Here is a 21,694-nt window from a genome sequence, read left to right as displayed (position 1 = left end):
AAGCCGTTAAAAATTGTTAAATCAATCCAAAAATTTACCTGTTTTATCGACTAGAATAGTTAATTTCGGCAGCATTTTTATGTGAAAACAATTTTTAATATCATTAAACAAACCAATGAATTATTCAAAAGTTAATAATATAGTAGGCTGGATCTGCTTTTTAATTGCTACACTAACTTACGTTTTAACCTTAGAACCATCTGCAAGCTTTTGGGATTGCGGTGAATTTATCGCATCAGCATTTAGAATGCAGGTTGTTCACCAACCGGGTGCGCCTTTATTCTTAATGATCCAACGTTTCTTCTCCATTTTTGCTACAGGCGATTTAACTAAAATTGCTTACTGGATGAACGTAGGTTCGGCTGTTTCAAGCGGGGCAACTATCTTATTCTTATTTTGGACAATTACCGCACTGGCTAAAAAAACAGTGCTAAAAGCTGGCGAAGAGCTTACAACAGGCAAACTGATCAGCATTATGGGTGCAGGAGCCGTTGGTGCACTGGCTTATACTTTTTCTGATAGTTTTTGGTTTTCTGCTGTAGAATCAGAAGTTTACGCGCAATCGTCGCTATTTACTGCGATTGTATTCTGGGCTATCCTTAAATGGGAAGCACATGCCGATGAGCCAAGGGCTGATAGGTGGTTATTGTTTATTGCATACATTATGGGTTTATCGATCGGTATTCACTTGTTAAACTTATTAACCATCCCAGCGTTAGCTTTTATTTATTACTTTAAAAGAACAGATAAGGCAACAACATCAGGAATTATCAAGACACTTATTGTCGGTATCTTAATCCTTGCAGTAATCCAGTATGGTATTATCCAGTACCTGGTTTCATTCGGTGCATATTTCGATCTGTTTTTTGTAAATACATTGGGAATGGGCTTCGGAACAGGTGTTTTATTCTTTGCCGTTTTATTAATCGGTGCGTTGGTTTGGGGTATCCGTTATTCCATTCAGCACCAAAAGAAATTGTTAAACTTAGGTTTAATTTCTACCGTTTTAATCATTTTCGGTTATGCTTCTTTCTCGATGATCATCATCAGGGCCAAAGCAGACCCGAATTTAAATAACAGTGCACCGAAAGATGCTTTCTCTTTCTTAAGTTACTTAAACCGTGAACAATACGGCGATAGGCCATTGGGTTACGGACCTAACTATAATTCTGAAAGAACAGGTGTTACTGAAGGAAAAACAATCTGGAGAAAAGGCAAAGACAAATATGAAGTAGCAGGCAAAAAAACCGACTATGAGTATAGTAACAACACTTTATTGCCACGTATGTATAGTGATGATCCTAAACATGCTGCTTTTTATAAAGAGTGGATGCATTTAGATGATTCTAAAAACCCTAATCTGGTTGATAACGTTGGCTTTTTAGCCAGTTACCAAATTGGTTATATGTATATGCGTTACTTTTTCTGGAATTTTGTTGGCCGCCAGAACGATGAACAAGGTCAGGGAAGTGGTTTTGAAGGCGAATGGATAAGCGGTATTAAACCAATTGATGCCATGCTGAGAGGCGATCAAAGCCATTTACCGCCATCAACAGTTGATAATAAAGCGTATAACCGTTTCTTCTTTTTACCTCTAATTTTAGGTATAATTGGCGCACTTTGGCATTTTAAACGCAACCAAAAAGATGCTGGTGTTGTGGGTTTATTATTCTTTTTTACCGGTATTGCAATTGTATTGTATCTAAATCAAAAACCTTTAGAGCCACGCGAAAGAGATTACGCCTATGTAGGGTCGTTTTATGCCTTTGCCATATGGATAGGGCTCGGGGCACTCGCCATTAAAGAATGGGTATTTAAAAAAGTAAGTCCTACCGCTGGTGCTATTGGGGCAACTGTAATTGGTTTATTGGCAGCTCCGGTAATTATGGCTGAGCAGGGATGGGATGACCACGATCGCTCTACTAAACTGGTTCCTCACGATATTGCTTTGGATTACCTTCAATCCTGCGCACCAAATGCCATTTTATTTACCTATGGTGATAATGATACCTACCCGCTTTGGTATATCCAGGAGGTTGAAAACGTTCGTCCGGATGTGCGTATTGTAAACTTAAGTTTATTCGATACAGATTGGTATATTAATGGTTTAAGGCAAAAACAAAATGAATCGGCACCATTGCCAATCTCGATGAAACCTGAGCAATATGTGCAGGGTGAAAGAGATGTTATGCCATACGATGATTACAAAATTGCAGGTAGCGTTGAGCTTAAAAACGTTGTAGATTTATTATTATCGAATGATGAAAGCGATAAAGTACCAATGCAGGATGGAACAAAATCTAATTTCTTACCAACAAAAAACCTAAAAATTACAATCGATCCTAAACAGGTGGTGAGTACCGGTACTGTACCTGCCGCTGATGCCGCGAAAATTGCTTCAGAAATGGACTGGAAATTTAACAAAGGTTATGTTACCAAAGGAACTTTAGCCATGTTTGATATTCTTGCGCACAACAATTGGAAGCGTCCTATTTATTTTGCTTCTACAGTGCCTTCTGAGCAATATAACGGATTAGATAAGTATTTATACAGCGAAGGTTTAGCCTTGCGTTTATTGCCACTTAAGGCTGATACAACAGCATCTGAAGACAGACCTGAGCAGTTAAACACACCTGTTCTATATAACAACGTGATGAATAAATTTAAGTGGGGAAATATGAAAACCGCTAAATATTTGGATCCACAATCATCTGATGACACCTTTATCTTCACCAACATCTTCAGCAGCCTAACAGGAAGCTTAATTAAAGATGGTAAAATTGATGAGGCTAAAAAAGTAATTGATAAATATTACGCTGTAATGCCTGATAAATTTTTCGGCATACGCACTGTGGTAGTAAAGTTCTACATGGCCGAAAACTTATACAAGCTTGGCGAAACAGCAAGAGCAAACGATATTTTAGATAAATCTGGCGATTACATCAACAAGGAACTAAATTACCTTGCAGATATTTCACAATCGAAGGGTTTAACGGGATCGCAGAATATTCAAACTGGTTTGTACTATCTGGATAGAATGATTAAAACCAGTAAAGCTGCTGGCCAGGATAAATTGAGTGATAAATTACAGAAAACATTTAATAGCCTGGAAAGCCGTTTATCAATGTTCTTCCCTCAACAAGGTCCGCAGCAATAAGCGGATGCTGAAAACATTTTACGAAGCAGCTACATTAATTTGTAGCTGCTTTTTTGTTTATTAGCTAATACAACAGGGATATTCGGTAATGTAACATCCGTCACCCTGAATTTATTTCAGGGTCTTTTTTTTATAGCATGATAGATGTTGAAATAAATTCAGCAGGACGCATATCCATTGAGCATTGCCAAATAGGAAATAAATATCGTAACATACATCACCCTGAATTTATCTCAGGGTCTTTTTTCAATAGCATGATAGATGCTGAAATAAATTCAGCAGGACGAATCTCCATTGAGCATTGCCAAACAGGAAATAAATATCGTAACCTACATTACCCTGAATTTATTTCAGGGTCTTTTATCTATAGCATGATAAGATGCTGAAATAAATTCAGCAGGACGAATCTCCATTGAGCATTGCCGAACAGGAAATAAATATCGTAACATCCGTCACCCTGAATTTATTTCAGGGTCTTTTTTCTATAGCGTGATAGATGCTGAAATAAATTCAGCACCTGAATTTATCTCAGGGTCATTTATCTATAGCAAGATAGATGCTGAAATAAATTCAGCAGGACGAATCTCCATATATCTTGTGTCTATCTTCACTGTTTAAAATAAAAAATCCTGTTCAGCATTGCCAAACAGGATTCAAAGTATTTTATTTTGTTATAATTATTCGTTAACTACTCCCATTGCACAGAATTTCTCAATTCGTTGTTCAATGAGTTTATCAGTTTTTAATTTGCCTAATGCAGCTAAATCTTTAACAATGTAATCTTTCAAAGTTTTCCCCATTAACTCCGGATCCTGGTGTGCACCACCAAGTGGCTCAGGAATTATTCCGTCAATAAGCTTGTTGCCAAACATATCATCCGATGTCAGTTTTAAACATTCGGCAGCTTTTTCTTTAAAATCCCAGCTTCTCCACAAAATAGAAGAGCAGGATTCAGGTGAAATTACCGAATACCAGGTATGCTCCAACATATACACTTTATCGCCAATACCAATACCTAAAGCACCTCCCGATGCACCTTCACCAACAACAACACAGATAATCGGCACGCGAAGGATAGACATTTCCAACAAATTTCTAGCAATTGCTTCACCCTGCCCGCGTTCCTCTGCCTCCAAACCAGGGTAAGCACCCATGGTATCGATAAAAGAAATTACCGGTTTGTTAAATTTTTCGGCCAGGCGCATTAAACGTAAAGCTTTCCGGTAACCCTCAGGATTGGACATACCGAAATTACGGAACTGACGCTCTTTGGTGTTTTTACCTTTCTGGTGACCGATAACCATTACGGTTTGACCATTTATAGTAGCAAAACCACCAATAATAGCCTTATCATCTTTAACCGTTCTATCGCCGTGCATTTCAATAAAATCATCGCAGATCATACTGATGTAATCGAGCGTTTGCGGACGATCAGGGTGGCGGCTCATCTGAACCTTGTTCCAACCGGTTAAATTTTTATATAAGTTGTTGGTAGTTTCATCTAATTTACCATCAAGCTCGTCTAAAGTGGCAGACATATCTACCTTGGTTTTATCGGCAACTTGCTTAACCTTTTCTATCTGCTGAACTAAATCGGCAATAGGTTTTTCAAAATCGAATGATGTTTTTATTTGCTGCATAATTGAACCACAAAAATAAGTAATTATTTTTAGTTTGAAGCGAACAGTTTTTTGTTTGCGTTTTTGGAGCTGAAAAATCGCTTAAATGAGCTGGAAACTTTAATAGCAAGTAATAAAACTAGAAGAGTTGACAACTTTAATAGCAAGGCGCACAAGAAAGTTGTCAACTCTAAAAAAATAAAGCTAAAAGAGTTGACAACTTTAATAGCAGGGTGCATAAGAAAGTTGTCAACTCAAAAAAAAAAAATAAAGCTGAAAGAGTTGACAACTTTAATGGCAGGGTGCATAAGAAAGTTGTCAACTCTAAAAAAAATAAAGCTAAAAAAGTTGACAACTTTAATAGCAAGGTGCAAAAGAAAGTTGTCAACTCTAAGAAAATAAAGCTAAAAGAGTTGACAACTTTAATAGCAGGGTGCATAAGAAAGTTGTCAACTCTAATAGCAAGGTGCAAAAGAAAGTTGTCAACTCTAAAAAAATAAAGCTAAAAGAGTTGACAACTTTAATAGCAAGGTGCAAAAGAAAGTTGTCAACTCTAAAAAAAAATAAAGCTAAAAGAGTTGACAACTTTAATAGCAGGGTGCATAAGAAAGTTGTCAACTCTAAAAAAAAAAACTAAAAGAGTTGACAACTTTAATAGCAAGGAGCATAAGAAAGTTGTCAACTCTAAAAAAATAAAGCAAAAAGAGTTGACAACTTTAATGGCAAGGTGCAAAAGAAAGTTGTCAACTCTAAAAAAATAAAGCTAAAAGAGTTGACAACTTTAATAGCAGGGTGCATAAGAAAGTTGTCAACTCAAAATTTAAAACTTAGCCGCCTCTCCCGCCTTTGGCAATGCTTTTTTGATAAACTCCCTGATATGGTTATTAGCTGTTTTAAGGTCATCTTTGCGCAGGTACATCATGTGCCCACTGCGGTAACCTTCCCAACTCATGCGATCTTGCAGTTTACCGGCGGCATCCAATTGCCACATGCTATATTTAGCGTTAAAATAATCGCAGGCACCATCATAATAACCCGATTGCACCAACAAATGAAGATATGGATTTTGCGCCATCGCCTGACGGAGGTTATCGCCCGTTTGGTCGCCGGTTTTATCCCAAGGGTAAACCGAACCGAACATATTGTATTTTAAATCGGTTTTATAATTAAGTTCATTGCGGATGTACATGTTAATGGCTGGCGTAAAAGAGTGCAGCCACGAGGTTAATTCGGCATTATAATCAGGTCCTTCACCAGCACTCATTTTATCGATACCACGATAGCGCGAATCCAATCTGCCAACGGTAAAACCTTTATCTCTCAACAATTCTTTCCAAAAGAAATCTGTGGGCACGTTGAGGTTATAATCTAAAATCACCTTTTCCGAAAGGCCCGAATAACGCGCCATTTTAGCAGCGATTCCTTTTTTCTTATCTGCACCAAGTATTCCGCCTTGCGAAATTGCCGGAATTAATTCGTTGAGGGTGAAATTTTCTACTTCGGGTAACATTGCCGTTAAATCTTTGCTTTGTAAATCGGCTGCCAAGGCTTTATGGTACCATGCAGTAGCAGCAAAATACGGTAAACGTAAAGCTGCATCAACAGGACCGCTCCGCTCTATACCAAGTTCGGTAGGCGATACCAATACCACACCATTTAAATACATCCACTGGCTATTCTGTAACTCTAAGGCAAGCCCTGAAACGCGGGTGGTGCCATAACTTTCGCCTATTAAAAACTTGGGTGATGCCCAGCGGTTATTGCGGGTTACAAAAGTATTAATCCACTCGGCAAGGTATTTTATATCAGCACGTACACCAAAAAATTTATTTGTCGGAATATCTTTACTTACTACCCTTGAGTAACCTGTATTAACGGGATCAATGTAAACAATATCGGCAACATCTAAAATAGAATAAGGGTTTTCCTTATAACCATAAGGCTGAACAGGGTAACCTTCATCATCGATATTTAGCACCACCGGACCCGTATAGGCAATGTGCATCCAAACTGAGGCAGAGCCCGGCCCACCATTGAAAGAAATTACCAGCGGTCTTTTATCGCGGTTTTGCACATCGCTGCGTTCGTAATAGGTATAAAACAAGCCGGCAATGGGTTTTCCATCTTCATCCCAAACCGGAAGCGTACCTGTAGTGGCTTTATAGGGGACAGCTTTTCCGTCAATGTTTACCGAATGGTTGGTAACCACAGCACTTTCTACTTTAATGGTTCTTTCGTTTGTTAGCGATTTTGGTTCGTCTTTCACGGTAACCTGTGTGGTGGTTACGGTTTCTTTTGACTGATTTTTTCTTGGTCCTTGTGCCTGCACATAAAAGGCTGCACACAGAAATGTGGTGAGTAAAAATTTAAATTTCATCGAAAGTTTGGTTTGGTTGTTAAATATCAAACTAATGCGGCGTTAATCAAAAATCGCATTGGAAATGTTACCATAAAAGCACCAAGCATATTTATTAATGCTGCTTGTTATGCCTTTAATTCCTCAATCATTGATTTTGCCGCAGCCTGCTTAAATTTTAAAGTTTTAATTTTGAGAGAAATTTCTGCCTGCTTATCAAGGCCGCATTTAGCTGTTTTTTCCAAACAGTCTATTTCCAAAATTTCTAGATATGCCAATAATGGTAGGTTTTCAGGCATTTTTAATTTTAAATGAACCAAAACAGACCATAAATTCTTTGTTTTAAGATTAGTATCCTGCAATAACTGTAGCTTTCTTTTTAGCTTTAAACATGCATAAGCAGCCCGATCAATCTGCTTATTTAATTTGGTTATAATCGCGCTTTTTGCATGTTCAGTTTTAGTGTTGATTTCGCTATGGATTATTTCATGAACATCGTTGTTTAAAAATATTTCTATTACTGAAAGCAGAAGCAGATTTTTTGTGGCTATACTTCGTGAACCATTTTCATACATTGCTGCCGAACTTCTGTTTATCCCAAGTAGGCCACTCATTTGATCTTGTGTAAGGCCTAGCTTCTCTCTGATGTTTTTCATTTGCTATTCCTGTTACGGTAACCTTGTGACAATTTTTTACATCATTCGAAATTTGCTCATAGATTTGTGACAATTTTTTTTAAAAAAAATTATTTTGTGCAGCTATCGGATAATTGCAAAGTAAGCTAGCAATAAAAAGCCGACATTACATTTAGTAACGCCGGCACTGCAAAAAACTACTTCAAAGAAGTGGTAAAATTTTTATAAAGAATTTTGTTACTAAAACAGATTGCCATTTGATAAACAACAAAACTTAAATAAGCAACGTATAATTGAAGTTATTACTTTTACAAAAAGCTATTTGATCAATTATCGCACAAACGTTTGATTAATTTTGCATTCCGAAGCATAACGCATGTATAAGCAATATTTACTATAATGATCACTTTGGCTTGTTATTGATTTTACAGCATCCGTTTATTTTAGTGCCGAAATTTCTTCATCAGACAATACCTTGTTCCAAATTTGCAGTTCATCTAACTTTCCTTTAAATCCACCGATAGTGTGTAAAGGGAAAAACAGTGTTTCAGATTTACGCATTTTTGTTTTGTCTTTATCTGTGAACTCGATCCAGTTATCGTACAATTTCTTTTGCAGCTTACCATTTACATAAAGGCTTGTCCCCTTATTCGTACCTGTTATCACTACATGCGTCCAGTTATTTTCTGGCAAGCGGTATCCAAAATCAATATTATAGCCTTCTCTCGAAAAACCCAGATTACCCGTACCCGCCTGTTCTAGTTTTACAACGGCGTTAGGAGATTTAAACAGTATCGCATTATCTGCATTGTTACTAGCAGGGTTTACCCAAAATGAAACCGTGTAATTGTATCCAATTTCGGTATAAGGCAATTCGGCCAAACTGTTTTCACCTGAAAATGCTAAGGCATTTTTTAAATATCCTGGGGTATATAGTGTATTTTGAAGTTTAACCTGATTATTCTTTTCATCAAAACTATAATGTGCTGTAAATGGAGCTTCCTTTTTGGATAACTTTCCACTAATATTTAGCGATGGTCCTTCTCCTATTTGTTTACTCAAAACGCTAAAATCATCGAATGTTAAATGCGTATTGCTGCCACCCCACATTTTTTGCGCAAGTACCTGCATCGCCGGAAACACCCTATCGTGCACATCTTTTTCGGTAATGCCATTGCCTACAATATCATTCCATACGGCGAAAGATCCTCCTAATATGGTAGGATCACCGGTAGGAAACTGAACATCACCGATCATCGAGGGAGTCCACTTACTGTACAGGTTTTTTATATTCAGGTAATCAAAATAATAGCCCGCAGCGGGCACAATATAAAGCCATCCATCTGGCGTACTGATCTGTTTGTAGCCCAGTTTTTTCATCTCAACAGGATTTGCATATCCGTTGTACCAGGTATTCATCACTACATTTTCTACTTTAACAGGGGTATTGCCCTTGGCATGTGTTAATGCGCCCCAAAGCCTTACCTCTTTCCCAAAATCTTCTACATACCTGATCATATGATCGGTAAAAGCCCTAAAAACTTCTGCATCTTTTTTGGCGTATTCATCCGTGCCAATATGAACCGCTTTACCCATAAACACGGGGTTGTTTCCTGAAATGTATTCTTTAAACACATTTTCCATAAAAGTATAGGTTAATGGGTTATGGAGATCGAGGTGATCCATACCATATGCCTTACTACCAATTTCGGGAACCACTTTGGTAAAAGCCAGTGCATGGGCCGGGGCATCAATTTCAGGGATGATACGCACGGCATAATCATTTGCAAGTTGTTGCAAGGCGATAAATTCTTTTTTGGTATAAGAACCATCTTTTGCAGTTAAGCCAGGGTAGCTTGTATTTTCTAAACGGAAAGCAGAGTAGGTTTCAGACCAGTTATCGTTGAAATATTTTTTAAAACCGTTATCATTTAAATGAATCTGAAAATCGTTCAGTTTATAGTAAGACATGAATTTCACATAATCTCTTAAAAACCGTAAACTAAAGAACTTACGGCCAACATCGAGTACAAAGCCGCGGACTTTAAATTCAGGGTAATCTCTGGCCAGGCCTTTTGGAATACTATTTTTCTGTTCCAGTAATTGCAACAAAGTCCGTGTTCCCCAAAATAATCCCTGGTATTTTTCGGCACTAATGGTTACATGCTCGTCAATATTAAAGTAATAACCCTCCTCTCCAATGCTTTTATCTTTGGTATTTAAGGTCAAGAAAACGTCTCCTTTTTTAGGTTTTCCTTTTACGATCAACAGCATAAAACCCAGCTTATCTTTCAATTCCTGTTTTAAAATACCGGCAGCATTTTTCAACGCTGACTCATCATTTGCATTTAAAACTATCCTGCTGGTTTTTGTGAGTATGAAATTACCTTTATCTCCATGCCATTCGCGTAAAGCCGGAATAACGAAGGGTTGTGGATTAACACCAGCGTCGGCATATTTTCCGGGTACAATTATTTCTTTTGAAACATCGTACTTTATCGAATCAGTTGTTTCATTAATCAATTGAAAGTAGAGTTTCACTTTTGTTGCAACCAGTGGTGTGGTAATTTTGCCCGATGGATTTATAATGGGCTCGTGGTTGCTTCCTTTAAATACGAGGGAATATCCTTTAGGACTTTCAGGAAAGACGATTTTCTGGTCGCCTGCTTTTATTTCTTTCACATCAGCTACTGATTTTACAATGGTACTATCGGTTTGACCGAATATAAACCCCGTGGTAATGATGATTAAACCAACGGTAATTAGCATATTTTTCATGTAGTGAATTGTATTTGGCGTTTAGTGGTAATTTCCCTTTGCTGAAGCCTTGACATTACAAACAGGCCCATTTAGTTTAAAGATATATTAAACTTTTTCCATATGCTTAAGCAAGTATTGCGCAAACGTTTGATGCAATGCTCATGCGAAGTATTAAATGCAGTGAAACGCTACTCAAGTACCCAAAAATAAAAAAGCCGACACTGCGCAATGCAATGTCGGCCAGTATAAAAACCGTGAAGCCTTGTTATTTATCCCACCATACTTTTCCTACCAACTTATCGCCACCAGGTACGGCGGCTGATGCAGCTTTATAATTTACTGCATTGGTAACACCTTCAAAAAGCGGATAAGGAAAACGGCGTGGAATTGTTCCATTGGTTGCGTTACCACTATAAATTACTGGAGTTAAAGCAGGTATGCCTGTTCTCCGCCAGTTAGACCATGTTTCGTAAAAATCCAACATGGTAATGGTATGTGCCCAATATTGGGTAGCAATCATATCCAAACCATTTGCCGGTAGATAAGGATGTGCCACCAGATATGCAGCAGCATCAGTAGCACTAACAGTCATTGATGGGTCGTACTGCGATAAATACGTCATTGCCGAAGTTACGCCTGCATTGTAATGTGTAGCTGCGCTACCACCAATATTGTAACGCTGTGCAGCCTCTGCCCAAAGCAGTTCTGTTTCTGCATAAGTTAAAATAAAGGTATTACCATCCTTTTTCAACATACCGGGATTCGGTGAGGAATAATCGGTAAAATCTGTATAGGAAGGATCCTGGCGTACATCCCTGGCTGCAATACCGCTTAAATCTTTACCGTTTGGCATGCCCTTTTGTACTGCAGCAGTTGTAATGAAAGCAGGATTTTGATCCTTAGTTCCATCGGTTAAATATAGCTTGGTTACCGCAACCTTACCTAGACGCGGGTCGTTATTGGTTTTTAAATAATTGATAAAGGTGCTGCTCCAGCGGGTATAAAAATTCTCTTGACCACCATCTCCCAAAAGCACCTGCGAATTTCTGTTTTTAGTTACACGGTCACCATTGGCATCATGTTTAAAAAATGCATTATCAGCGTCGCTGGTCATGGTTTTGCCTACCGCTTTGTTGATATAGTTTTGTGCCAATGTTGCATCGGCTTTGGTTAGCCTCATGGCCATACGCAACATCAAACTATTGCCAAAACGTTTCCATTTGGCAATGTCACCAGCGAAAATAAGGTCGCCTGTAACTTTATCACCGCTTGCATTTAATGCTGTGCTGGCTTCATCAACCTCTTTTAACAGATCGGCATATATAGCCTGTTGTGCATCATATTTAGGATACAAATTTGCGGTGTAATAACCTTTACCTGCATCAAAATAAGGTATATCGCCATATAAATCTGTTAATCTTTCAAAAATGAGTGCTTTCCAGATTCTACCCATTTGGTAAACGTTGTTATATTGAGGCTTTCCTTTGGTAAATTCAACCAGATCGGCAGCATATTTAACCTGATCGGGATAAGCTTTTTCCCAATAAGCCGCGGTGTAACCTTCGTTAAGCAAGTATTTATCTCCTGCCCAATAACTAATAACAGACGACATGCCCTGCATCATGGTTGAGGCATAGATTAAATTACCTCTCCAGGTTTCGTAAGCAAAATCGATGCTCCCTGTATAATTTAACTGAGCCGTAGATAATAGGAAGTTTGGGTTATATTGCTCCTGACTGATAGCTGTTGGATCTGTATTAATTTTTTCAAAGTCTTTTGTACAACCAGTTATCATGGCTAATCCAGATAATAAAAGAGGTACGTATAATTTTATGATCGTTTTCATTTCAATTTTTTTTAAAGGATTATAACTTAACACTTAAATTTAAACCGTAGGTACGTACTGGTGGCACACCACCTAACTCCATACCAGGAATGGTTGCATTATAGCTCGATTCGGGATCAATGTTGTCTGTTTTCTTCATCAGAATGAATAAGTTACGACCAACAAAGCTTACGTTTAAACCTTTAATTTTATTATTGAACATTTTTGCAGGAAAATTATAGCCTAAAATGACCTGTCTGAACTTTATAAAGCTCGCATCCTGCACAAACTGTTTTGATACATTATTAGCAAAATTGGTGTAATAAGTTGCCGCATTTGGTTTGGTAGGGTCAGCAGCAGCGGCAGCATCCAATGCATCACGGTTTTCGAGTGTTGACTGATGCAAACCAAACACATAACCATAATAATCAGTAGCTGAGAAAATTTTGCCACCCCATTTACCGTCGATTAAGAATGAAAGATTAATTCCTTTATAAGTAAATTCGTTATTCCATCCGGCAGTCCATTTATTGTATGCCGAACCATAAGGTTTCAATTCTCCTCTTTCCGGAATCCCGTCGGCACCTTTAACAATATTGCCATTTGCATCATACTTATAATCGTAAGCCATAACCTGCGCAATAGCCAATCCTTCTAAATTTTGCAAAAAGCCTACATTACTTCTTGAGGTTGCTAATGGTTGCGAGGCGGTACCAGGTGCAAGGGTTAATACTTTATTATCATTGTATGAACCGTTTATGCTTGATGTCCAGTTAAAATCCTTATTCTTTAAAACAACTCCAGATACCAAGCCTTCTATCCCTTTGTTTTGCAAACGGCCAATATTTAAAATGGCAGCGTTATAACCTGTTGTGGTAGAAGCAGGAACAGCCAGGATTTCATCTTTCGATTTTTTATTGTACCAGGTTAAATCGAAGCTCAAACGATCGCCAAAGAACTTCATCTCCGTACCAATCTCTAATTCTGTAGCACTTGACGCTTTTAACGTAGCATTTGGAATTGCTGGATTAACAATATTACCCAATGAGCTTCCATTAACGGTTTCGCTACGTAAATTATAGTATAGTTGGGTTTGGAACGGATCTGTAGCCTGTCCAACCATTGCATAACCTGCCCTAAGTTTACCAAAACTTAAAAAAGATGGTTTCCATAACTCTGAGAAAACAAATGAACCGCTTACAGAGGGATAGATGCTATTGAGTTTATTATCTTTCCCTGGGGTTGCCAGTGTAGAAAACCAGTCATTGCGTAAACTTCCTGTTAAATATAAAATATCCTTATAGGCTAATTCCAAAGTACCATATACCGATTGAGTTTCTTGATCTGTTTGATAAATACCAACAGCTTTACCGCCGGTATTGGCTAAATTATACACGCCAAAAATCTGGAACGAACCACCTGTATTTGTGGTTCCGGCCCCTTTGGTACGACGATAACTGGCACCAAAATTCGGTGTGATTGAAAAATCATCAATTTTAAAAGATTTACCAATTAATGCATCAACGTTAAGGTCAGAAAATTTACTGATCTGCTCTGTATACCCCCCATCAGCATCGTAAGCTGTACCTGAAGGAGTAATACCTAAATAATTATCGTTGTACGAGTCTCTACCCGCACGTAATTGTAAAAACAGTCCGTTATCGAAAGTATATTTTGCGTTGATAGAACTCAATAAACGCTCTCTTTTGGTATTGTGGATAAAATTGTAAGCGGCAAACCAAGGGTTAGTAGCATAGGTATTGCCAGTGTTATACGAAAGCTCAGATCCATCGGGTTTTGTACCCGGCTTAAGTGTTTCAATATTTACGCTGGTTGGTAAAAACGCTGCGTTGTAATTGGCATTACCTGCACCATCTGAAACCATAGGGCGGTTATTTGCTTGTTCTAAAATGTAGTTGAAGCGTGCATCAATTACCAAATTTTTAATGGGATCGAAAGTACCTGATAGGGTAAAGTTTTGTCTGTTTAAGCCAGAGTTTGGCACAACAGAACGGTTAGTTAAATCACTTGCCGATAGGCGCATTACGCCACCGGTAAATGATTTGTTTAATGCCAGGGTATTGGTAAAGGTTCCCCCTGTTCTATAAAAATCCTCAATATTATTTTCCTGGGCCGAATAAGGTCTGCTCACCCCATCAAACTGAACTACGTTTGATCCATCTAATTTTGCTCCCCAGCTCGAACCGCCTACCTGGGCGGCTGCGGTTGCATCAGCAGGTTTTACCCCATTGGCACCCTGGCCGTAAACATATTGCCAATTGGTTCTATCCATTACCTGTTCGGCTACATAGTTACTGCTAAATTCGATGCTGTTCCCTTTTCCACTTTTGGTGGTTATTAAAATTACCCCAGCTTTTGCTCTGTTGCCATATAAAGCTGAAGCGGCAGCACCTTTTAAAACGGAAATGCTTTCAATATCATCGGGATTTAAATTGCTAATCGCATCGCCCAGATCGGGAGCGTTATCGTATTGACCGCCGTTGTTTCCAATACCTATTGTACTTCCAAAACCAACAGGGGCACTTTCCATCGGAATACCATTTACCACATATAGTGGTTGTTTTGATGGGCCCATGCTCGATACCCCACGAATGGTAACGTTGGTTGCTGCACCGGCACCGCCTGATGTGCCTGCAATATCCAAACCTGCTACCTTACCCACCAATGAGTTGGTAACGTTATTTTCGCGTGCCTGTGTTAAGGTTTCGCCACCAATTTGCGTAACTGAATAACCTAAAGCTCTTCTTTCTTTTTTGATGCCCAAAGCCGTAACCACTACATCGGTAAGCTGTTTGGTATCTTCTGAAAGCACTATATCGATACTGGTTTGAGCACCGATTGAAATTTCCTTTGTTTGAAAACCTGCAAATGAAACCACCAAAACCGCATTTTCTGGCGCATTTAAAGAAAATTTACCATTTACATCTGTTGAGGTACCAATACCTGTTCCTTTTACCCGAACAGTTGCTCCGGGTAGTGCACCTCCAAGTGCATCTTTAACCGTTCCGCCGATTGGTACTTCCTTATTTTTGCTAATTACAATTAAGCCACCTTCAGAGACAGAATATTTCAGGTTCGTTCTGTTTAAAATGGCTGCCAACACATCAGTAACCAAAGTATTGGTAACAGTAATACTTACATCCTTATTAACAGGAACATAAGAAGAACTGTAAACAAAATGGTAACTGCTTTGCTGTTCAATAATCTGTAATACCCTGGCCAGTTTTGTTTTCTTAACATCTAAAGAAATTTTTTCCTGAGAAAAAACCGATGCCGAAACATTAAGACAGGTAATGAAAACCATAATACAGGTTAGTTTCATTAGCATAATGAATTTTAAGAGCGCTTTATATTTTGGGCGCCCTTGCAGTAAGTAATAATAAATCATATTTTTGTTTTTTTGGTTGCATAAGTTCTTGGCAGCAATCTGTTTGCGCATAAACTGCCATTAATTAATCAAAAGAGAAATATTTAAGGGCGGTGCTCCAACACCGTCCTTTTTTTCTTCCTATTTTGAGATGATTACCTGTTTTCCCTTTATCTCATATTTAAAATTATTTTCAGTTGCTTTTAAGGCATTCAAAACCTGTTCAATAGTCTCATTTGTAATGGTTGCCGTAAAACGGTATTTTTCTATGGCGGGGTCTGTAAATTTGATTTCTACATTATACCATTTCTCTAAAACATTCTTAATTTCATCAAAATCCTGGTCGTAAATCTCAATCCGGTTTTGCGTCCACGCGGTTTCTACAATCGTGCTATCCTTAATTTTAGTGTAATGATTAATGGTAATTTCGGGCTGGGGAGCAGTTGGCTTTACCAGTTTGCTTTTTAATTGAGGAGCAACATTTTTATAAAAAGTAACTTTCTGACTTGGTTTAAGGGTAATGGTACCTCCATTTCCATTTACAGCTTCCATTGTAATTAACCCACGGATTAAGGTTGCCTCTGAAGTAATTTCATCAGGATAGGCTTTTACATTAAAAGCCGTGCCCAGCACATTGATATTAAAATCAGTAGTATGCACTTTAAACGGCTTATTTTTATTGTGTGCAACATCGAAAAAAGCCTCTCCGGTTAAGGTTACTTCCCTGGTTTGATCGTTAAAACCTTTGTTAACGGATAAAGAACTTTTCGCATTCAATAACACAGCGGTACCATCCTGAAGCCTGATTTTTTTGCGCTCGCCGTTTTTTGTAGTGAACGTATTCATCACCTGCGCAGCGTTTTTAACACTATTGTAATGATTATAGTTGTTATAAATAAGTACCGAACCAATAATGAAAATGATTGCCGCAGCAATTTTAAGCCATAAATAACGGTTAATCTTTACAACCTTTCCTACCGGGAATACACTTTCTTTAAATGTTTCTACTTGTTTGTTTAACGGACGTTTGTTACCGCTCAATATCACATACAGTTTTTTCGCCTCTGCAATTACCTCCGCCTGTTCTTGATGGGCATTAATATACTTCTCCCAATATCCAATGCAAAGCTTATCTGTTCCAGCGCAATATTGCTGGAAAGTGCTGTCGACTAAAAAGTCTTCTGCATTAAATTTACTTCTATCAACCATTATTGTTTGCCTTTTATATAGCAGTGCCTAAAAGCTTTACTTTTTCCTAAGGAAATTTTAACTTTTTTTTAACATTACCGAATATATGCATTGAATAGCGACAGAAGAAGGAAATTTAATTTGTAAAATCAAATTTAGACGGGTAAAAAAGAATTTTAACGGATAAAAGATCTGGTGATTTTTTCAATATAGGTTATGCCGTGATTTTTTTGGGCGTTTTAACACGCTATCCGCTGTATCTTTTGGTTATCCCTTCGCTTATTAAGCTTCAGGTATACCAAAAGGATGCCGCTGCTATCGTTAACGCAATTCAAGACCTTTTTTACTAAGCCTAGAAAAAATGATTTACGCGTTAAATTCCTTTCTCAGGATTTTAAGTGCATCGTAAATGGTATTGTAAGCAGTTTTAATGGTTTGATTGCTTTGTTCGGCAATTTGTTCGTAAGTTAATCCATCAAAAAATTTCAGATGGATGAGTTGTTTCTGCCTAAATGTCAACTTTTCCAACGCATTTTTGAGCTGATGTTTTACCAGCTCATCACTTTGTACTTTAACAATAAATTCTTCGTAACTCATTTCCATCCAATCGCCATCGGCTCCGGCATTAAAAAGGGCATCGTTAATTTTGCGTTTTCGTTCGAGAATTCTTAGTAATTTCCTCTTAAGGAAAGTACGCAGGTAAGCTTCAACATTATCAACGCGGGTTAAACTTTCATGTTTTTCCCATATAGTGGTAAAAACTAGGTCGGTAGCTTCGCTGGCCGTATCGGCATCGGCACAAACCCTGATTCCGAAATTTACCAATGGATAATAAAGCGCAGCATAGAGATCAAAAAACGCATCTTTATCACCAGTTCGTAATCGTTCCCATAATAAGTGATGCGCTAATTTGTTGTCCATTAATTTGTTAGTTGTTATCGCAATATTAACTAAAAACAACAAGATTATTACGTCCGGATTTTGATCAAAGTGAAAAAACTAAAACTCCACTATCCAAAACTTATCAGTTTATTTTACTTTAAAGCCGTTTTACTAAAAATATGGTATTCTCCTGGTGCCAATGTTTGTGTGTAAATGTTGCTGGCCAGGTTAATATTGCTCCCGAAAGCATCTGTCCAATTGCCTGCTGTACCAAAATCAATATTGGCTGTTTGGTTCACCACATCAAAGTTTCCAACCACTACAACGGTATTGTTTCCTTCAATTAACTTAATATATTTAATTCCGCCCGCTAAACTATACGTAGAATTTGCTGAATTAAAAATGCTGTTGTTTTTCTTTAGCCTGATCAATTTGGCATAAGCATCGTACAAAGCCTTACGGTTTGGATCGCTGTAATAATCCCACTTAATTGGTTTTTCACCTGTCCTGTTGTTATAATCAATGCTAATATCGTAACCCAATTCTCCAAACTGCCACACCATTTTTGGCCCCGGAATACTAAATAAAAATGCTGCGGCCAATTCTTCTCTTTTTAATGCTATTGCCAAATTCCCTTTAATTGTATAACTACCTGACCCGTTACCGTAACTGATGTTTTTAAAATTCAGCCTTTCTTCATCATGACTTTCGCCATAGGTAACCAGTCCATCCGATTTGGCAAAACCATGGTTACCATAAAAACCCCATTGAAAATTCGAGTTTCCCAGCCAGCCCATAGTGGCTTCGTTCATGTTTACATTTAGGTTGTTCCACAACATCATTCCATCATCAGCCAGCACCTTTTCTTCAGATTCTTCTGCAAAATGTTCTAAAATCACATAAAAATTATTGCCATCAACGCTTTTTATAAATGCATTATAATCTTTCCAAATGGCAATACGACTTGCGTCGAACAGCCTGAATTGTGCATCATCTGTTGATGTTTTCTGGGTAAATCCTTTAGAAAGATCGAAGCGGAAACCATCAATTTTATACTGCTGCATCCAAAACTTCATTACATCTTTGGAGAATTTTTTCGTTGCCTGGCTCTCATGGTTAAAATCGTAACCCACATTAAAAGGATGCTTGGCATCAACATTAAACCATGGGCTGGCAGTTGTTGGTTTTGAGCCATCGAAATACAATTGTACCATTGGCGATTGCCCAAATGAATGATTCAAAACCATATCCATAATTACGGCAATGCCACGGCCATGGCACTCATCAATAAAATTCTGCAAAGCCGTTTTGGTACCGTAATATTTATCGGGTGCAAAATAAAACGATGGATTATAACCCCAGCTTAAATTCCCTTCGAACTCATTTACGGGCATCAGTTCAATTGCATTTATACCCAAACCTACCAAATAATCGAGTTTGGTCAAGGTTGAAGCATAATTATGATCGGATGTAAAATCGCGGACGAGTAATTCGTAAATCACGAGGTTATCTTTTGCAGGGCGTGTAAAACTGGCATTTCTCCAGGTATAGTTTGGCTGATTGGCCTGCATTGTACTTACAATACCCGTGGTTTTACCCGTTGGATATGCTTTTAAATTTGGATAGGTTGCAGCAGTGATGTATTGATCGTTATCAGGATCGAGTACTTTTTCGCAATAAGGATCGGCAACTTTTAAATTCCCATCTACATAAAATTGATAAGCATATTCTGAATTCGGATTTAAATTATCGAGCTGAATCCACCAGTAATTTCCATCTGGTGTATTTTTCATCGGTGCAGCAGTTACCAACCAATTGTTAAATTCGCCAATCAATGAAACTGATTTTTTACCCGGGGCATAAAGTGTTACAATGGCTGATGTGCCATTATTGATAAATACTACTCCATCTTTTGCTCCAGAAGGTAAATCTGCCTTTTGATTGGTTGGCGTTAGCTCTATACCTCCGTCATTTGATGCTTTTTTACATCCGCTATTAAATACAGTTATCAATAAAAATAGATAAAGGATGTTTTTTTTCATTTGGTTAGGATTTTATTTTACTTCAATTCAGTGCACGAAATTGGTGGCCTGTGGGGACACAGGCCACGGAATAGCTTTCATTTTTATGCTCTGGTTCATGTATTCACGAACCTTAATTTATTTCCTTATGTAATCTCGAATAATGGCAGTGAATCCTATCGGGTTGTATGCCTACAAAATAAATGCTGTTAGTGGTCGGTGAGCACACATACCACGGGATCATTGATCATCTCCTCGGTCTGTGTCCTTGTGCCCTGATTCATGTCCCCGTGAACCAAACTTTATTTCCTTGTTTAATCTCAAATAATGGCAGTGAATCCTATCGGGTTGTATGCCTACAAATAAATGCTGTTAGTGGTCTGTGGGGACACAGACCACGGAATCTTTATACTGATCTTGCTCATCTCCCCGGTCTGTGTCCTCACAGACCGAATATAAATAATGGCAATTTATGCCCTATTTACATCGATCTATTTTCTTCTACTTCCAGTTTGGAAGTCAAAACTTCATCTGTTTTCTTTGGTTCACGAATAAATAAATAACAGATTATTGCCGCTAAAATCATCAATCCACCGCCTAGTTGTACCGCTAAAAGTCTATCATTATTCAGAACATTACGCATCAGCCAGCCAAAACCTAATGAGGCAATAATCTCTGGCAAAACAATAAAAAAGTTAAAAATCCCCATGTAGATCCCTATTTTATCTTTTGGTAACGATCCGCTTAACATGGCATAAGGCATAGAAAGGATACTGGCCCAGGCAATACCAACGCCTGTCATACATAAATACAACATATTTTTATCGTGCACCCAGGCTACACTGATTAAGCCAATGGCCCCGCAAATTAAACAGAGCGCGTGCGTGGTTTTTCTACCCAATGCATCGGCAATTTTTGGCAGCACCAATGCAAAAAGAAAAGTGATTACGCTATAATAGGCAAGTGTTAAGCTTCCAAAATCTGCACCTTGGGCATAAACCGGATCTGCGGCATCTTTCCCGCCAAAAACATTCACAGCAACAGCCGTGGTGTAATAAAACCACATTAAAAATAAGCCTGGCCAGGTAAAAAACTGCACCAAAGAAACAATCTGCATCCTTTTGGGCATATTTTTTAATGCACCAAAAATTTCGCGGGCACCACCACCAAAACCTTTGTTGCTTTCTTTAACTTTTTCTTTAAAATCCACTTCTTGTGGCGGGTATTCTTTAGTTGTAAAAACCGTCCATAATACAGCGGCTAAAAAGAAAAATGCGCCGATATAAAAAGAAAATTTAACATTTTCAGGAATATTGCCTTTTTCTGCTGTGTTGGTTAAATGAAAAACATTGTTCATAATCCATGGCAACGCCGATGCCACACTCCCACCCAATCCAATCATCATGCTTTGCATAATAAAACCACGGTTAACCTGGCTATCAGGCAATTTATCGGTAACAAAAGCGCGGAAAGGTTCCATGGCAATGTTTCCAAAAACATCTAAAACCCAAAGCAGGCCGGCTGCCATCCACAATACGCTGCTATGTGGCATAAAAATTAAAGCGATACTGCTTACAATGGCACCAACCATAAAATATGGTCTTCTTCTGCCCCATTTTGGATGCCAGGTACGATCGCTCAGGTAACCAATAATCGGTTGTACCAATAAGCCTGTTAAAGGTGCTGCCAAAAACAATAACGGAACCTGATCGGGATTGGCCCCCAGGTTTTCGTAAATACGCCCCATGTTGGCACGCTGTAAATCCCAACCGAACTGGATGCCAAAAAAACCTACACTCATGTTAATGATTTGAACAAGTGTTAATTTTGGGTTTTCAAATATTGTTTTTAAGCTCATTTTGG

Annotated in this window: 11 protein-coding genes; 1 reads left to right on the top strand and 10 read right to left on the bottom strand. The window is 38.2% G+C overall.

The window, feature by feature from the left end:
• The first annotated feature begins 115 nt into the window (after positions 1–115).
• Positions 116–3,157: a glycosyltransferase family 117 protein gene (locus ACZZZW_RS05210; RefSeq protein ID WP_055908248.1), complete on the top strand. Its 3,042-nt coding sequence runs from the start codon at positions 116–118 to the stop codon at positions 3,155–3,157.
• A gap of 677 nt (positions 3,158–3,834) precedes the next feature.
• Here the strand turns inward: ACZZZW_RS05210 and ACZZZW_RS05205 are convergent.
• The 10 genes from ACZZZW_RS05205 to ACZZZW_RS05160 all read right to left on the bottom strand — a co-directional run bounded on the left by ACZZZW_RS05205 (position 3,835) and on the right by ACZZZW_RS05160 (position 21,689).
• Entirely contained in the window at positions 3,835–4,797 is a 963-nt protein-coding gene (locus ACZZZW_RS05205; protein ID WP_463492477.1) for an acetyl-CoA carboxylase carboxyltransferase subunit alpha, read from the bottom strand.
• Between the two features lie 799 nt (positions 4,798–5,596).
• On the bottom strand, positions 5,597–7,153 hold the full coding sequence (locus ACZZZW_RS05200) for a S10 family peptidase (protein ID WP_463492476.1): 1,557 nt from the start codon (positions 7,151–7,153) through the stop codon (positions 5,597–5,599).
• 107 nt (positions 7,154–7,260) lie between these two features.
• Complete coding sequence (locus ACZZZW_RS05195) at positions 7,261–7,788, bottom strand: helix-turn-helix domain-containing protein (RefSeq protein WP_463492475.1); 528 nt, start codon at positions 7,786–7,788, stop codon at positions 7,261–7,263.
• Between the two features lie 417 nt (positions 7,789–8,205).
• Positions 8,206–10,545: a family 20 glycosylhydrolase gene (locus tag ACZZZW_RS05190; RefSeq protein ID WP_463492474.1), complete on the bottom strand. Its 2,340-nt coding sequence runs from the start codon at positions 10,543–10,545 to the stop codon at positions 8,206–8,208.
• A 247-nt stretch (positions 10,546–10,792) separates the two neighbouring features.
• Positions 10,793–12,373, bottom strand: a complete 1,581-nt coding sequence (locus ACZZZW_RS05185; RefSeq protein ID WP_463492473.1) for a SusD/RagB family nutrient-binding outer membrane lipoprotein — start codon at positions 12,371–12,373, stop codon at positions 10,793–10,795.
• 19 nt (positions 12,374–12,392) lie between these two features.
• Positions 12,393–15,695: a SusC/RagA family TonB-linked outer membrane protein gene (locus ACZZZW_RS05180; RefSeq protein WP_235526054.1), complete on the bottom strand. Its 3,303-nt coding sequence runs from the start codon at positions 15,693–15,695 to the stop codon at positions 12,393–12,395.
• 186 nt (positions 15,696–15,881) lie between these two features.
• Positions 15,882–16,949 (bottom strand): FecR family protein, encoded by a 1,068-nt coding sequence (locus ACZZZW_RS05175; protein ID WP_055908262.1) that lies wholly within the window; start codon positions 16,947–16,949, stop codon positions 15,882–15,884.
• A gap of 345 nt (positions 16,950–17,294) precedes the next feature.
• Positions 17,295–17,849, bottom strand: a complete 555-nt coding sequence (locus ACZZZW_RS05170) for an RNA polymerase sigma factor (protein WP_055908266.1) — start codon at positions 17,847–17,849, stop codon at positions 17,295–17,297.
• A gap of 113 nt (positions 17,850–17,962) precedes the next feature.
• Complete coding sequence (locus tag ACZZZW_RS05165) at positions 17,963–19,852, bottom strand: alpha-amylase family glycosyl hydrolase (RefSeq protein ID WP_055908270.1); 1,890 nt, start codon at positions 19,850–19,852, stop codon at positions 17,963–17,965.
• Between the two features lie 460 nt (positions 19,853–20,312).
• Positions 20,313–21,689: an MFS transporter gene (locus ACZZZW_RS05160; RefSeq protein ID WP_055908274.1), complete on the bottom strand. Its 1,377-nt coding sequence runs from the start codon at positions 21,687–21,689 to the stop codon at positions 20,313–20,315.
• Positions 21,690–21,694: the final 5 nt, after the last annotated feature.

Source organism: Pedobacter sp. AC379, assembly GCF_979258145.1.
The sequence above is the reverse complement of the archived record's forward strand: the minus strand, read 5'-3'. Positions and strand labels throughout refer to the sequence as shown.

Coding starts and splice junctions, on each gene's coding strand:
- ACZZZW_RS05210 (WP_055908248.1), top strand. CDS start 116: ATGAATTATTCAAAAGTTAATAATATAGTAGGCTGGATCTGCTTTTTA.
- ACZZZW_RS05205 (WP_463492477.1), bottom strand. CDS start 4,797: ATGCAGCAAATAAAAACATCATTCGATTTTGAAAAACCTATTGCCGAT.
- ACZZZW_RS05200 (WP_463492476.1), bottom strand. CDS start 7,153: ATGAAATTTAAATTTTTACTCACCACATTTCTGTGTGCAGCCTTTTAT.
- ACZZZW_RS05195 (WP_463492475.1), bottom strand. CDS start 7,788: ATGAAAAACATCAGAGAGAAGCTAGGCCTTACACAAGATCAAATGAGT.
- ACZZZW_RS05190 (WP_463492474.1), bottom strand. CDS start 10,545: ATGAAAAATATGCTAATTACCGTTGGTTTAATCATCATTACCACGGGG.
- ACZZZW_RS05185 (WP_463492473.1), bottom strand. CDS start 12,373: ATGAAAACGATCATAAAATTATACGTACCTCTTTTATTATCTGGATTA.
- ACZZZW_RS05180 (WP_235526054.1), bottom strand. CDS start 15,695: ATGAAACTAACCTGTATTATGGTTTTCATTACCTGTCTTAATGTTTCG.
- ACZZZW_RS05175 (WP_055908262.1), bottom strand. CDS start 16,949: ATGGTTGATAGAAGTAAATTTAATGCAGAAGACTTTTTAGTCGACAGC.
- ACZZZW_RS05170 (WP_055908266.1), bottom strand. CDS start 17,849: ATGGACAACAAATTAGCGCATCACTTATTATGGGAACGATTACGAACT.
- ACZZZW_RS05165 (WP_055908270.1), bottom strand. CDS start 19,852: ATGAAAAAAAACATCCTTTATCTATTTTTATTGATAACTGTATTTAAT.
- ACZZZW_RS05160 (WP_055908274.1), bottom strand. CDS start 21,689: ATGAGCTTAAAAACAATATTTGAAAACCCAAAATTAACACTTGTTCAA.